Annotated in this window: 16 protein-coding genes and 1 pseudogene; 13 read left to right on the top strand and 4 right to left on the bottom strand. The window is 66.0% G+C overall.

Annotation, left to right across the window (positions count from 1 at the left end; translation table 11 throughout):
* The first annotated feature begins 37 nt into the window (after positions 1 to 37).
* From MWM45_RS03635 to MWM45_RS03620, 4 genes and pseudogenes are all read left to right on the top strand, one after another.
* Positions 38 to 586: a hypothetical protein gene (locus MWM45_RS03635; RefSeq protein WP_247828225.1), complete on the top strand. Its 549-nt coding sequence runs from the start codon at positions 38 to 40 to the stop codon at positions 584 to 586.
* Positions 587 to 652: 66 nt separating this feature from the next.
* Positions 653 to 786 (top strand): annotated as a pseudogene (locus MWM45_RS03630) (ISL3 family transposase); the annotation flags it as partial.
* A 6-nt stretch (positions 787 to 792) separates the two neighbouring features.
* A complete protein-coding gene (locus MWM45_RS03625; protein WP_247828224.1) occupies positions 793 to 1098 on the top strand; it encodes a hypothetical protein in 306 nt (101 codons plus the stop codon).
* Positions 1095 to 1700: a hypothetical protein gene (locus tag MWM45_RS03620; protein WP_247828222.1), complete on the top strand. Its 606-nt coding sequence runs from the start codon at positions 1095 to 1097 to the stop codon at positions 1698 to 1700. The genes MWM45_RS03625 and MWM45_RS03620 overlap by 4 nt, the downstream gene beginning before the upstream one ends.
* An 84-nt stretch (positions 1701 to 1784) precedes the next feature.
* On the opposite strand, the gene MWM45_RS03615 is transcribed toward MWM45_RS03620, so the two are convergent.
* Positions 1785 to 2024 (bottom strand): ParB/Srx family N-terminal domain-containing protein, encoded by a 240-nt coding sequence (locus MWM45_RS03615; protein ID WP_336296691.1) that lies wholly within the window; start codon positions 2022 to 2024, stop codon positions 1785 to 1787.
* Between the two features lie 464 nt (positions 2025 to 2488).
* Here MWM45_RS03615 and MWM45_RS03610 point away from each other — a divergent pair, with 464 nt between their 5' ends.
* The gene (locus MWM45_RS03610) at positions 2489 to 2905 is read left to right on the top strand and encodes a hypothetical protein (RefSeq protein ID WP_247828221.1); all 417 of its coding nucleotides are present in this window, start codon (positions 2489 to 2491) and stop codon (positions 2903 to 2905) included.
* Between the two features lie 545 nt (positions 2906 to 3450).
* Entirely contained in the window at positions 3451 to 5571 is a 2121-nt protein-coding gene (locus MWM45_RS03605) for a GmrSD restriction endonuclease domain-containing protein (protein WP_247828220.1), read from the top strand.
* A 100-nt stretch (positions 5572 to 5671) separates the two neighbouring features.
* Here the strand turns inward: MWM45_RS03605 and MWM45_RS03600 are convergent, their stop codons facing one another.
* On the bottom strand, positions 5672 to 6355 hold the full coding sequence (locus tag MWM45_RS03600; RefSeq protein ID WP_247828218.1) for a helicase associated domain-containing protein: 684 nt from the start codon (positions 6353 to 6355) through the stop codon (positions 5672 to 5674).
* Between the two features lie 55 nt (positions 6356 to 6410).
* Complete coding sequence (locus MWM45_RS03595; protein ID WP_247828216.1) at positions 6411 to 6812, bottom strand: DUF6221 family protein; 402 nt, start codon at positions 6810 to 6812, stop codon at positions 6411 to 6413.
* 370 nt (positions 6813 to 7182) lie between these two features.
* Here MWM45_RS03595 and MWM45_RS03590 point away from each other — a divergent pair, with 370 nt between their 5' ends.
* The 7 genes from MWM45_RS03590 to MWM45_RS03560 all read left to right on the top strand — a co-directional run bounded on the left by MWM45_RS03590 (position 7183) and on the right by MWM45_RS03560 (position 12952).
* Positions 7183 to 7485, top strand: coding sequence for a hypothetical protein (locus tag MWM45_RS03590; protein ID WP_247828215.1), 303 nt, complete (start codon positions 7183 to 7185; stop codon positions 7483 to 7485).
* A gap of 181 nt (positions 7486 to 7666) precedes the next feature.
* Positions 7667 to 8011, top strand: a complete 345-nt coding sequence (locus tag MWM45_RS03585; RefSeq protein WP_247828213.1) for a hypothetical protein — start codon at positions 7667 to 7669, stop codon at positions 8009 to 8011.
* A gap of 201 nt (positions 8012 to 8212) precedes the next feature.
* Positions 8213 to 8503, top strand: a complete 291-nt coding sequence (locus MWM45_RS03580; protein ID WP_247828212.1) for a hypothetical protein — start codon at positions 8213 to 8215, stop codon at positions 8501 to 8503.
* A 2-nt stretch (positions 8504 to 8505) separates the two neighbouring features.
* Entirely contained in the window at positions 8506 to 9084 is a 579-nt protein-coding gene (locus MWM45_RS03575) for a hypothetical protein (protein ID WP_247828210.1), read from the top strand.
* An 81-nt stretch (positions 9085 to 9165) separates the two neighbouring features.
* Positions 9166 to 10728 (top strand): glycoside hydrolase family 3 protein, encoded by a 1563-nt coding sequence (locus tag MWM45_RS03570; RefSeq protein ID WP_247828208.1) that lies wholly within the window; start codon positions 9166 to 9168, stop codon positions 10726 to 10728.
* Positions 10729 to 10814: 86 nt separating this feature from the next.
* Complete coding sequence (gene murQ, locus MWM45_RS03565) at positions 10815 to 11846, top strand: N-acetylmuramic acid 6-phosphate etherase (protein WP_247828207.1); 1032 nt, start codon at positions 10815 to 10817, stop codon at positions 11844 to 11846.
* Positions 11843 to 12952 (top strand): dipeptide epimerase, encoded by a 1110-nt coding sequence (locus MWM45_RS03560; protein ID WP_247828201.1) that lies wholly within the window; start codon positions 11843 to 11845, stop codon positions 12950 to 12952. The genes murQ and MWM45_RS03560 overlap by 4 nt, the downstream gene beginning before the upstream one ends.
* Here MWM45_RS03560 and MWM45_RS03555 read toward each other — a convergent pair.
* On the bottom strand, positions 12921 to 13811 hold the full coding sequence (locus tag MWM45_RS03555) for an HAD family hydrolase (RefSeq protein WP_247828199.1): 891 nt from the start codon (positions 13809 to 13811) through the stop codon (positions 12921 to 12923). The two genes, MWM45_RS03560 and MWM45_RS03555, sit on opposite strands and share 32 nt — an antisense overlap.
* Positions 13812 to 13844: the final 33 nt, after the last annotated feature.

The raw sequence follows: 13844 nt of genomic DNA, 5'->3' as shown, positions 1-13844 counted from the left end.
CAGCGCACAACGCCACTTGCCTGAGTAGCGTCGGTCTATGGATGAAATTCTTGGTAGTACCTATCGAGTTCGACTCAGGTCGTTGCAATGGGCCACTGATCTGGTCCGGGAACTGCGGCACTCAGAAGACATCGATGCTGTATCGGTAGCTGCACACTGGGCGTTGGACGCCGTGTACGACTTGTTCGAGGTCTACCGGCTAGCAACGCCGATCGGCAAGAACCACGACGCCTGGCTCGAGAGAAATGATGCGAAGACGGTCGGTGGCCTGATCTTCATTCGAGGGGAGAAGACCCATCAGGCTGCGCAAGTCGGTGGACCAAATCCCTTCAAAAAGTATTCGGACGACTTCGCGGATTTCGCCAACTTAACCAACTGGGGCTGGGCAAAGGCTTCAACGAAAGATCCCCGGTACGAGCGACGCCTGCAGTGGTATTCCCAAAACGTAGTCGGTCGCGCACTATGGGTTCCGCTCGATCATGCTTGGCACTGGTTCGTAGAAAACAGTCCGGACAAAGTTCCTGGACAGGACGCCCGGCTGGTACCGGGCTGGGTTGAGGGCGTGCATCCCATATATAAACAGTGACGTGGTAGTGGTGTGCAAACGGGCTCTTCACGAACTAGGGTGTGGTCGTTTGAGCGTCGGTGCCGGCTGATTGATTACCCTGGCAGATTTGAGGGGTGAGTGCGATCGGGGTGGATGAGCACGTGTGGCGTCAAACCCGGCGCGGTGACAAGTACGTAACTGTCGTTATTGATCTCACCCCGATCCGCGAGAGGAGAGGCTAATAGATGCGAGCGAAGGATGAAGAGGTGGGCGTCGCGCTGCCCTCGCGGGCGCGGCTATTCCTCGCATTGCTCGCGCGCTGTTTCATGGCACTCTTTTTCGCGGGGTTGACGGTCGCGGGCAGTCTCCCACTCGTGATCGTGATCTCGGGTGATCCTGCGATGGTCGACGCCACCGGGATCGTTTTCGCCATCGCCTTCATCGTGGCAGCGAGTAGCTTAATCTTCGCCCTCATGGTGTATGGGATGCAGAAGACCACCGCAGTGAATCTGCTGCCTCCACCCCATCTCCCTGAGGACGATGAACAGTGAGCGGCCTACAGATCGCCGTCATCGTCCTGTTCACTATCGCCGGGCTCCTCGGACTCGTTGGATTCGTTTATACGGTGCGAGGTATCCCCTCGGCTTTCAGGGCCTGGTGGGAAGCGGTGAGCGGCCCGCAGATCACAGCCACAGATGAGGAATTGCTCGCGTTACGCCCGGTGTGGCCGCTCAAGACCCGGCGATGGCCCACCCCGATGCCGTTGGAGGGGGATCGAATGAGCAAGGTTCGGTGCCTTGCCTACGCGCGCCTGTCTGGCGCTCGTGCCCGCTCCTTCCGCTACTCAGCCGAGGCCCTGATCGTTTTGATGGCCGCCGTACTGGGTCTTTTGCTTCCCGCGCTCGTGCGCACTTGGGGTGACATCGTGGCGGCGCGGGATGTTGGGCTGTCCGAACTCTGGAGCTATCTCGGCGTCATGGGCGTCGCCATCGGTATCGCGGCCGCGTTGGCGCTGAGGGCTCATTCGGAAGACCTGGAGGTTGCCCGCACCTACTACCAGCAAGCAGCGCGGGTGTCCTCGCGCACGATCCTGGAGCCGCCAGAACAGACCTCTGCAAGCCGCTCAACCTTGCTGCGGCTCTTCTTCCGTTGACGGCCATTATCGACTCATCCCGAACAGCCGATGCTGAGGGCAGATTTGCTGCTCAAACTCAGGTTTGCAGTGATGGGCTGAATCTCATTCTGCCGGTCTGAGAAGCAGCCAACCGCTTCGCCACGTAGCGGCTAGCGTCCGGCGCTGCCCGTACAGGACATACACGCCGGCCTCGGTGCGGTGAGCGACGACGGGCTGCAGGACGCCGTGCTGCTTGATGGAGGCCAGGAACTCAGGATCAAGTCGGACGTCAGCGCGGACATTGGCGTCGATGGTGAGCTGGGTCGGGTCGAGGTGCTCGAGGACGGTCGTCGGGGTGGTCATAGTTATTGCTCCTTGGGTCACGAGGTGGGGTGGGAGCCTGTGGTGGTGGCAGGTGGTGGTCGGCTCTTCCCCCGTTGCTTTTTGCCTGCTGGCGAGCTCGCTCGCTCGTCCCCGACGGAGCAGTGTTCAACCCGAAGGGCGGAGACGGACAGAAACCTCGAAGGAAATAAGCGACGTAGGAGCGCCGGAGAGGTTTTGTGGCCGGCTTGCGTCGGCGTAGCCGATTGACGCTGCGGAGCGGGGGGGGGGGGGGGGGGGGGGGGGGGGGGGGGGGGGGGGGGGGGGGGGGGGCACAATCCGCAAGGACAGCAGCAAAAAACGCCAGGGTCGGGTGCGACGAAGGAGCGCCCGGGCCTCATCAGGCCGGAGCGAAGCGCAGGACCACTGCCCTGGTTGGAGCGCCAGCGGAAACCAGGGCAGCACTAAACCGCTGGCTACCCGGCCGCCTGCCACCCGCAGGAGCCATGGACGGCGGGGCAGGGCTGCGGCAGGATGAGCGGATGGGGAGCGTTTTGAAGATCGGCACATTAGCAGCGGCATCACTGGTTTTGGCGGGGTGCTTAGTGCCGCCATCCTTTATTGAGGCGGAGAAGCGCGAGCTGCGGGATAGTGCCAGCGCCTACCAGCAGGACGCCCTTGAGGACCTTGTTGTGACGGAGTCCGAGTACCGCGACGCCGTGGCCCGGACACGCTCCTGCGTGCAGGACAAGGGATGGGGCGTCGGCCCCATCGAGGAGAATGACGGCAACCAGCTCGGATTCACTGCCTCCTCCACCGGCGACGACCAACCGGACGACAAAGAAATGCGGGCCTGCTACTCCGAGTTCCTGGATCCCGTCGCGCGGATGTGGGTGTCTCAGCGGCAATCACTCACCGGCTGATCGACGCGATCGAACGCGCACCTGGTGCGGAAGTACGCTCTGACTGGATCGGCTCGCTCCTGGGTCAGCCGCCACCGGGTTTCGTCATGCGGGAGGAGCTGATCATGCTCACCGCGGCCGAGCTCGAGGTCGAGAACTGCCGGCCAACCGACTTCCCCGAACCACGCCGGGTGTACGCGTGGGTCCGCTAACCCTGAAAAGCGTTCCGCGTACAGGCCCACACGATCGCGTACACACGCACGGCGGTGAAGATCCGGTTCTTCGAGCCCGTCATCAAGATTCCGCGGGGGGCTGGGCATGGCTGAGTGCGGGGCTTTGGCTTAGGCGACGTAGTCCTCGCTCTTCGCGCGCTCGATACGCCGCTCGTCTCGGCTTCCAATCTGGATGGCAGGAAGGTCTCTGAGGTGATGGGCGCCCGAATGGTGCTCGGCGTGGTGCTCAGTGCCTCAAGGCTCGATCGCGGGATTGTCGGATTGCCCAACCGACACGGTCGCTCTGAGCGAAGGGGCAGACCATAGGTCGAACCCTTGCGGCAGGATTATCTGGTGGAGACTTTCAAGCGGACGCCGCTGCAGCTGTTCAACCTTCCCCAGCACTTCGTCATTCCACTTTTCCAGCGACCCTACGTGTGGAAGGAAGACGAGCAGTGGGAGCCGCTATGGAAAGATATCCGGCGGGTCGCAGAGCTGCGCATCAGCAACCCACACCTCTCTCCAAAGCACTTCCTGGGAGCCGTCGTGCTCCAGGCGCATGAAGCCGAGAGCACACGCCTCACCACGTGGAATGTCATCGACGGCCAGCAGCGCCTAACCACGCTGCAACTGCTCGCCGACGCTACGTGCGCCATCTTCGCGCAGGCTGGGCTTTCACGGTACGCCAGTCAGCTCGAAGGCCTCACACACAACGCGGAGAGCTTCGTCGAGGACGATGAGAGCCCGCTCAAGGTTCGGCATCTCAACAACGATCACGACGCGTTTCTGGAAGTAATGACTGCTGAGCCCCCGATTGACCACTCTGATCTCAGGCACCATGAATCCCGGATCGTTCATGCACATCAGTACTTCACGACAGCTGTCACTCAATGGCTTGGGAACCCCGATACGGACAGCTTCGCGACGAGGGCCAAAGAACTCGCCGGCGTCCTGCTCGATGACCTGCAGCTCGTGACCATCGAGCTCAAGGCTTCAGAGAACTCCCAAGAAATCTTCGAAACGCTCAACGCCCGCGGGACTCCACTGACGGCCGCGGATCTGATCCGCAACTTCGTGTTCCAGCGGCTAGAAGCCGAGGGCGGAGATACCAAGAAGGCCTACCGCGAGGACTGGCCGTTTGAAGCCAAGTTCTGGACGAAGGAAGTGAGCGTCGGCCGCTACTTCGTAAGCCGAAGCTCACTGTTCTTCAACCAGTGGTTGATCTCGCGCACCGGTGAAGAAATCAGCCCGCAGTCGACGTTCACAAGATTCAAGTCGTACGTCGAGCTCACTGCCGGACACAAAATGGTCGACCTACTCGCCGTGATGAAGCAGCAAGCGGCGCTGTATGAAACATGGACTGAAACCTCACTCAGGTCTGACGGGAACCTCGGCGCCGTCGAGATGGCGTTCCACCGCATGAACGCCGCCGGCATAGAGCTTCTCAAGCCGCTCACGATCTGGCTGTACGAACCCGGCAGGGACCTTCCACAGCGCGTTCTCGACGCCGTTATTGGTGTCACAGAAAGCTGGGTCATCCGTCGGCAACTGCTTCGCCTCACGGGCTCCGATCTCGGCCGTATCGTCGCCGAGATCATCCTCGTCAACGCAAACGTCAACGCCGGCGATCTAGTCGAGCGCGTCACAGGGCAGCTTGCCCGCCTCAACGTCACGAGCACTTACTGGCCCGGAGACGATGAGATCAGCATGGCGCTAAAGGATGAACCCGTTTACCGCCGCTACCCTCGGCCTCGCCTGCGCATGTTCCTGGAAGCCATCGAGAACAACTATCGAGCCGAAACCAGACAGGCACAGGTCGTGCGATCCGGGCTCCCGATTGAGCACATTCTTCCGCAAAAATGGCAGGATAATTGGCCCGCCGACACCCTCGAAGAACAGCAGGATCGCCAAGCTCATGTGCACCGCCTCGGTAACCTGACACTCCTGACGGCTCCGCTCAACTCGAAGGTCTCGAACGGCCCGTGGTCAGCTAAACGCGACGCGATGCTCAAGCACAACACGATCAGTCTGACGGGGCGTGTGGTCGCTGACACCGAAGGAATGGCGTGGGGTGAATCGCTCATTGACCACCGGACAGACGTCCTGGTCGAAACACTTCTCAGGGTGTGGCCTGTACCCGAGGGACACAAAGGACAGGTTGTTGACCCCCAGACGAAAGCGGAAGATTGGGTCCAGCTCAAGCACCTGATAGCTGCTGGTCTCATCAACCCGGGAGACAAACTCATCGCCACGCACCGCGACTTCAAGGGCGTCGAAGCGCTGGTCACGTCGGACGGATCGATCGAACTTGATGGCAGACGTTTCACCGCCCCGTCACCGGCCGGCCATCACCTGCGCAAGAAAACAACCAACGGCTGGTACTTTTGGGCCGTCGCGGACGGACGTCGATTACGAGACGTCCGCACACAGTTCCAAAGCAGAATGACTTCAACTCCAGACGACACAGAACCCTGAGCCGGATCACGGGAAAAAATGGTTTACGTTGCCCCCGACGTACTAGCTAAACGAGCCGAGTGACCGCCCGAAGCACCGGGCGATTCATTGACGAAGCTGGTCAACGACTGCCGGTCCCCTGCCAGCCGGGCAGGACCTGGTCGAGTTGCTGAAGTCGATCGGGTCGTAGCCGGCCCTTGCGTCTCCAGGTCCGTTGCCGACCCAACCATACGGCGAGGACTGTTTCGTCGGGGTGCCGGTCGCGGTCGTAGATCGGGAAACGGCCGCTATCGGCCCAGAATTGCCGGACTTCTTCGAGGCGCCGCTCCCACAGCGCGTCGGCGTTACCCCTGCGGGTGCCGATCCAGTCCCCCAGCGCATTGAGGGCTTGAGTTCGGTCAGGGGTGAGGGTGCCGGCGTCGTGGTTCCTGCGCTGGTTCTCCACCCACCGGTACAGCACGCGACTGTCCTGGCTGTCGTTCTGCGCCGGGATCCTCCCGTGCTCGCGCACATGGGCTGTCAGGCGGGCATAGTGCTCCCACCACGCCTGCTCCCGGGTCCGGCGGCGGTGCTTCCTGTTCGCCGGCCACGCGGGTTGATCATGGATCAGCCAGCACCGGTCGAACCATGCCGGGTCGCGTTCGATTTGCCGGTCGACGGCCCGGGCCACGCGTTTTCCGGCGACCCGGCACCAGGCGGCGATCACCGACACGGGCACGCCGCGGGAGTACATGAGCAGCCACTCCTGCCGGCTTTCACACGCCTCCCACAGGCCCTCCTCCTCGGACAGGGTCGGCTCATCCACGCCCGCGGGAGCTTTCGTCAGGTCGTCTCGACGTTCCGACGGCGTCTCCATCGGGTCAGCAGGGGCCTGGGTGGGGGTCTGCATCGGCGTCAGGTCGCACAGTCCGGGTGGTAGGCGGGGTGTGGGCCCAGGGTAGGGCAAGCAGCTCGAGGATCTTGCCTCTGCAGTCCTCATCCCCGGCCGGCTCATACCCCCAATCGACGCTCTGGACGTGTCCGATCAGGCGGCGTTTGACCTCACACTCGGCCAGCAGCCGCTCCCCCACCTGGGCCGGCATCACCCCGGCCCCGGCGAGTACCTGCAGATCGTCGGCGACGCGCGCGAGGATGAACGCGGCCAGCTCATCCATCGGATCCTCCCGGCCGCCGGATCCCGATTCGTCTATCCGGTCCAGCTGGTCCGTCTGGCCTGTTTGATCCCTCTGGTCTGTCTGGCTCGTGCTGTTCGTGCGGTTCATGGTGTCGAGGGTAACCAGAGGACACGCGGGGCGGGGGTGCGGCGCACCCACGTGTGGACGGCTTTGAGCTCCACCCTCACGGGCTCCACCCGCCCACACGTCGATGCCCCACACCCCTTGTGTCAGCAACCGTGCCCGGCTGTCGGGTTCAGCTTCCTAAATATTCGAAGCTGTGTTCTATTTTGAGGAACCTGTCCGAGGGACGGCAGGACGGATCAGGAGAAACACACCCATGGCAACCACGACCACCCACCGACGGAACACCACGCACCCACATACCCCCGCACAGGGCGCCAGGGCGGGCGGCACGACGGGCAGTGGGTCCAATGGTGGAACGAAGGATGGGCCGGATGGGCAGGGTGCGTGGCAGGTGCTCAATGAGACCGCGGCCGTCCAGTTCCTGCCCTCCGGGCTCCCGTTGGCGCTGCGCTGGCGGGGCGGCCTCTGGCAGGTCATCGGCGCCCCCGCCTCCTGGTCCAGCCCGAGCAACCAACCAGGACCCGCCTCTACCCCTACTCCCCTGCACGAAGCTCGTGGCAATGCTGGCACCCGGTTCTGGCGGTTCCAGGCCCAGACCGGGCCGGCGTCCCCGGTCCTGGAATTCGAGATGAGCGCGGACCCCCGGTCGACGGACTGGCGGTTGCGCCGCGTTACCACCGTCGACGGCTTCTGACAGCACGCCAGCCAACGCCGGGCACTCCCACCGGCTCCCTGATCAGTTCACGACCGATGCCTCTATTGGGTCCGGCCGGGGTGTGAGCGGTTCGTATCGGACCGGTACATACCGTAGGCGGTGGAGTGAGTAACAGGTGATGGGTCAGAGCCGAAGATTCCAAAGTTTTTACGCCCGGGCGATGGATGAGCGGATCGAGGAGTTCGTGATGCGCGAGGAACTCATCATGCTCACCGCGGCCCACCTCGACCTCGACCTCGACCTCGACAACACTCCTGCCACCGATTTCCCGGAACCCCGCCGGGTGTACGCGTGGATCCGCTACCCCTCCAAAGCCTTCCGCATCCAGGCCCACGCCATCTCCTACACCAGGACCGCCGTGAAGATCCGGTTCCTCGAATCCCTCATCCAGATCCACCGGGAGGGCTGGGTATGGCTCAATTCCGTCAACCCCGTCCCCGCCAACGAATTCTCTAACCCATCCACAGACAAATCCTCCGACGAACCCACTCCCCAGCGCCAATGACCCACACCACACGCCACCGATAATTTCTTGTTAGTCGCGCACCGATCGTGAAATGTCCGAGCCGCCACTGATACTGATCCAATCGGCCCGATCCACCGGCATAAGGACCTGCATGGACAACTATGCGGAGTTCATCGAGCGCCTGGACACCGCCTCCGCCAAGCTCGCCGCTCGGCAGGCGTCGCTGCGACCATGGAGTCGATGTTCCGCACGAGGACCGAGTGGCGCAGTAAGCGAGTCGCCGTCGTCCGCCGGCGCAGCGATGAGATCGAGAAGTCGCTCACCGATCTCGCGCGCAGCAGGCTCAAGCTGGAGACGTCCCGGATGCTGTCCCGCGAGCGGGAGAACCTCCGCAAGGTGATGACCGATATCTCCGGAAGCCTCGAACGATCCGTCGCGGCTGATATCGATCCCGGAGTAAGGGAAGACCCTAATAGTGCACGTGAGGCGATCCTCCTGGCCGAGGCCCTGCTAGAAGTGAAGGCGAATTGAGGATGGCACCGGCGAAAGTGAACCAGGAGGTCATCATCGCTTTCACGTCGAAGGAGTGGGATGGTAGGGCCGCCAAGCAGGTGCCGAACATGTTCGTCGGCTTCATCGTGATCGGCTATGTGCTGGGGCTGATCCTCATGATCTTCATCGCGCCCCTACGGAGCTTCAATGCGCTGTCACTGTTCGCCGTCGTCACCTCGGTTCTCTTTACGGCTTTAGCGATCAGCGGCGAACGGTCGAGGCAGCAGAAGTTCCTGAGCGGAGTTGCCGCGACCATCAACACGACGATCCTCGAACTGACCGGCAACCCGCAGGACCAACTGCCCCTGGCCAAGGTCGAGGACCTCGTAACGCACGGCCAACGCATTCCCCTGCTGGTCAACGGAGTGTCGGGGCTCCAACTCACTGCCCTCCGCGAGACGCCACCCCAGCCGCCACAATTCATCAAGAAGGACCAGCGGATCGTGTCGACGGCGCCGGACGCCGTCGTCACCACGCGCGTGGTCATCACCATCACCCCACCGGAGTACGGCATCACCAGCTTCGACAAGCTCCTTGCCGCCGCCCACACGGCAACATGACGGGCCGACCGAAGGACGCGCGGCGGGAGCCCCACCGCCCCTAGGCTTGCGGCATGACCGCTCCCCGCGCTGAGATGCCCCATGCCTGACCCGTCCCTGCTCCGCCTCGTCAACGGCGTCATCTGGCCGGGATTCACCGGACGAACGGTCCCGGCCTGGCTCGACCGAGAGCTGCGCGACGGGCTGGCGGGCGCCGTCTACTTCGCCCCGAACCTCGACCCCGACGACCCACAGCAGCCGGGCAGGCTGTCGGCTGCGCTCCGGGAGCGGAACGGGTCGGCGATCATCGGCATCGATGAGGAGGGTGGCACCGTCACGCGCCTGCACGCGACCACGGGGTCGCCGCTGCCCGATGCAGCGGCGCTGGGCAGCATCGACGACGAGCACGTCACCCGGGCTGCCGGACGCGCCCTCGGAGCAATGGCCCGGGCCGCCGGCATCGACCTGCTGCTGGCGCCGGTCGCCGATGTGAACAGCAATCCGCGCAATCCCGTCATCGGGGTGCGGTCCTTCGGAGCCTCCACCGACCTCGTGTCACGCCACGTCGCCGCGATGGTCGAGGGCATCCAGGAACAGGGTGTGGGAGCCTGCGCGAAGCACTTCCCTGGGCACGGCGACACCTCGCAGGATTCGCACCTCTCGCTCCCCGTCCTCGATCTGTCGCGTGCCGAGCTCGAGTCCCGCCACCTGCCGCCCTTTCAGGCTGCGGTGGACGCCGGAGTGCGCGCCGTGATGAGCGCTCACCTGGTGGCCCCCGGCTTCGGCCCCCTGCCGGCCACCCTGAACCCGGCGGCCTGGTCCCTGCTCCGCAGCTTCGGCTTCGACGGGCTCGCCGTGACCGACGCCCTCGACATGGCGGCCATCAGGTCCACGATCGGCATGGGCGCCGGAGCCGTCCAGGCGGTCCTCGCCGGCGCCGACCTGCTGTGCACAGGCAATCCGGCCCAGCGTGGACCCGGGCAGGCCCAACGCTCCGACGAGGACGTGTTCCTCGAGGTCCAGACCGCCCTGCTGGCAGCGCTCGACGACGGCACCCTCACCCCTGCGCGCCTCGAGGAATCCCTCGAACGCCGCTCGGCCTTCACGGAATGGGCCGGGTCGCCGTCGGACGTCACCTTGCCGTCGACGCCGGACCGGACCCTCTGGACGGATGCAGCGCGCCGCGCCTTCCGGTTCACCGGCGCTAAGGGCGTGGCCACCCGGGAGGCAGGAAACGGATCGAGGACCGGCGCCGCGACCGGCATGGGCGTCATCGATGCCCGGCACGCGGGTAGCCTCGCCACCGGCCCCCTGGCCGACGTCTTCACGCGCGCCCTCGCCGCCCGCACCGGCACGGAACGGCGGACGGCTGCCGACACATCGCAAGCCCTGGCCGCGCTCAGCGACCTGCGAGCCGAAGCCGCCGACGTCGTCGTCCTGCTGTGTGACGACCTGACCGGACCGGGGCAACGGGACCTCGCCCGGCGCATTGCCGCGGCGGACGGCGGAGTCGTCGTGGTGAACACCGGGATGATGCCGGTGGACCCGCCGGCCTTCGGCGTCATCCACACCTTCGGCGCCTCGGCGCCAGCTGCCGCAGCGCTCGCGGCGCTCCTCCTTAACCCCTCACGGAAGTCACTTACATACAAAATGATTGTGTCGTAAGGTGCTTACATCGAGGAGGATCACGTGCGCCTTCTGCCGCCCTGACCTCTTCGGGGCCTTCCATTGGTCGAACGAAAGGCACACCCGTGCTTCAAGCTTCCCGTGACGCCGGTCCCCTGCCGACCACCCCGCCGGAGGACCTCGGCTCCCTCAGGCTGCAGCTGGGCAGCCTTCCCACGGAGCATGTCTCGACCGGCTACGCGGACCTCGACCTGCGCTCCACCGCCGATCTCGTGGCGGCGATGAACGCCGAGAACGCCGGGGTGGCCGAGGCCGTCGCCCTCGCGGCACCGGCGATCACGGCAGCCGTGGACGGCATCGCCGACCGCCTGGCCCGCGGCGGCCGCCTCCTCTACGTCGGAGCGGGGACCGCGGGCCGGCTCGGCATCCTCGACGCCAGCGAGTGCCCACCGACCTTCGGCACCGACCCCTCGCTCGTCGTCGGCATCATCGCAGGCGGGTCGGCCGCCGTGACCACGGCCATCGAGAACGTCGAGGACGACGGCATCCAGGGCGCAGCGGACCTCGCCGCCCACGGTGCAGGCCACCTCGACGTCGTCGTCGGGATCTCGGCGTCCGGACGCACCCCCTACGCGTGCGGGGCCGTGGACGCCGCCCGCGCAACCGGAGCACTGACCATCGCCATCACCTCGAACCCCGACTCACCGCTCGCCGCGGGTGCGGAGATCGCCATCGAGGTGCTGACCGGGCCCGAACTCGTAGCGGGGTCCACCCGATTGAAGGCCGGGACCGCGCAGAAGCTGGTGCTCAACATGCTGAGCACCCTCAGCATGGTCAGGCTCGGCAAGACCTACGGCAACATCATGATCGATCTCGTCGCCACGAACGAGAAGCTGCGGGCGAGGTCTCAGCGGACCGTCATGCGCGTGACCGGATGCAGCGCGGAGGAGGCCGTCCGCGCCCTCGCCGGCAGCGGGGGCTCGGTCAAGACCGCGATCCTCATGCTGCTCACGTCCGCGACGAAGCCGGAGGCCGACGGCCGGCTCGCACACCACCGCGGCAACCTGCGGGCGGCACTCACGGCGGCACCATCGGGCGCCGGAGCTGCAGGACCCGACGCACCCCTCGACGGCGCCGGCGCGGCCCTCCCGTCATGACCCCGGGCGTCACGCTCACGGCCCACCGGGTCACCCTGCCGCTGGTCCGCCCGTTCGTGACGGCGGTCCGCCGGGCCACGGTCCTGGAGTCGGTGCTCGTCGAGGCGCGCGACGACGACGGCCGGTCCGGCTGGGGCGAGGCCCCGATCAGCCGGGTCACCCGGGCCACCAGCGACGGCGTCTGCGCATCCGTCGACGGACCCCTGCAGGACCTCGTCCGCTCCGGGAGCCCGACGGACGCCCTGCACCGGGTCGCCGCCTCCACCGGAAACACCGCCGCGAGGATGGCCGTGGACTGCGCCCTCCATGACCTGGCGGCGCAGCAGGCCGGGATGTCCCTCCTCCGCTACCTCGGCGGATCCTCCCTCTCCGTGACGACCGACATGACGCTCTCGGTCGGCTCCCCTGCCGCCCTGTCAGCGGCCGCCCGGGACCACGTCGCGGCAGGATTCGGGTGCCTCAAGGTCAAGGTGGACGGGTCAGGGGACCCGGTGGCCGGGATCGCCGCCGTCCGTGCCGCCGTCGGCCCCGACGTCACCCTGCGGGTCGACGCCAACCAGGCCTTCTCCGCGGACGACGCCGTCCGCTTCATCCGGGACCTGGAGGACAGGCACCTGGACGTCGAGTTCGTGGAGCAGCCCGTCCGGGCACACGACTGGGTGGCCCTCGCCCACGTCACCCGGCACGTCTCGACGCCGGTGATGGCCGACGAGTCGCTCTGGAACCTCGCCGACCTCCACCAACTCCTCCGCCACGAGGCCGCCCCGATGGTGAACATCAAACTCGCGAAGACCGGCGGGCTGCTCCCCGCCCTCGGCCTCGCCGCCGCTGCCCGCGAGGCCGGTCTGCGGATCATCGTGGGGTGCATGATGGAGAGCACCGTGGGCATCGGTGCCGCGGCGGCCTTCGCGTCCGCGCTCGGGGCCTACCCCCAGCATGGCCCGGCCGACAATGTGCCTATCGATCCTGCGCAGGACCTCGACGGCGGGCTCTGGCCCCGCGACCCCGCGGTGGACGGCGGGGTCCGCTACGACCGCTCCACGATCGGCATCGCGGACCGGCCCGGTCTCGGCGTCACGGGGCTGCAGACTGCACCTCGAGGATGAGTGCGACGGCGGCATCGAGGCTCCGCGCGACGCCGTGGGGCACCGAGGCGGGCGGCAGGGCTTCACTCGGAGAATGCGCCTCGATGCGGTACCGCGCCAGCAGGTAGTCGGAGATGTCGGGGCCGACTCCTCCCCTGTTGTCCGTCAGGCGGATACCCGCGCTGCTGGTCGCCACCATCCCGTCCCCCGGCGCATCAGGCCGCAAGAGGATACTCAGAGCCCCTGCCCCGTTGGCACCGGCGATATCGTGATCCAGCCGGTCGCCCACATGGACCAGGCGTCGCCGCTCACCGAGCGCACGCTCGAACATCGCGGGATCCGGTTTCGCCGCGCCGACGGCGTCGGAGGTGATGACGGCATCGAAGGCGTCCTGGAGGCCTGCCGCGCGCAGGACCGGCAGCTGGAACTCGCTGCGCCCGTTGGTCAGGAGGACCAGGCGGCACCCCGCGGCCCTGAGTGCGTCCAGACCCGGCAGGGTGTTGTCGTGGAGGATGCGGACGCCGGCATCGGTGAGCGCATCCTCCAGCCGGGGCACCAGCGTCCCGGCCCACCGGCTGCCGAAGCGGTCGGCCGTCGTCGCCACGATCGACGCCCAGTCGTACGCGGCGTAGGGATCGGTGAGGAGTCGGCGCTCATGCTCCGCGAGGATGGCGGCTGCCACCTCCGCGGAGGTGACAGGTCGGCGGTCTCTCTCCCCGCGCCCTGCCGGTTCAGGAGGGACCACCGCATGGTCGCGGGCCCCGGGCATGATTCCGTCGGTGGTCCCTGCTGCGATCTCTGCCGCGACCTCTGCTGCCACGGACCGGAGCACCCCCGCGAAGGGACTGATGACGAGCGTCCCGTCGAGGTCGAAGCTCACGGCCAATGCTCCGCGGCGCGGACCGCCGGCGGT

Origin of the sequence: Arthrobacter antioxidans, from assembly GCF_023100725.1 — a bacterium.
Classification (GTDB): Bacteria; Actinomycetota; Actinomycetes; order Actinomycetales; family Micrococcaceae; genus Arthrobacter_D; species Arthrobacter_D antioxidans.
The sequence above is the reverse complement of the archived record's forward strand: the minus strand, read 5'-3'. Positions and strand labels throughout refer to the sequence as shown.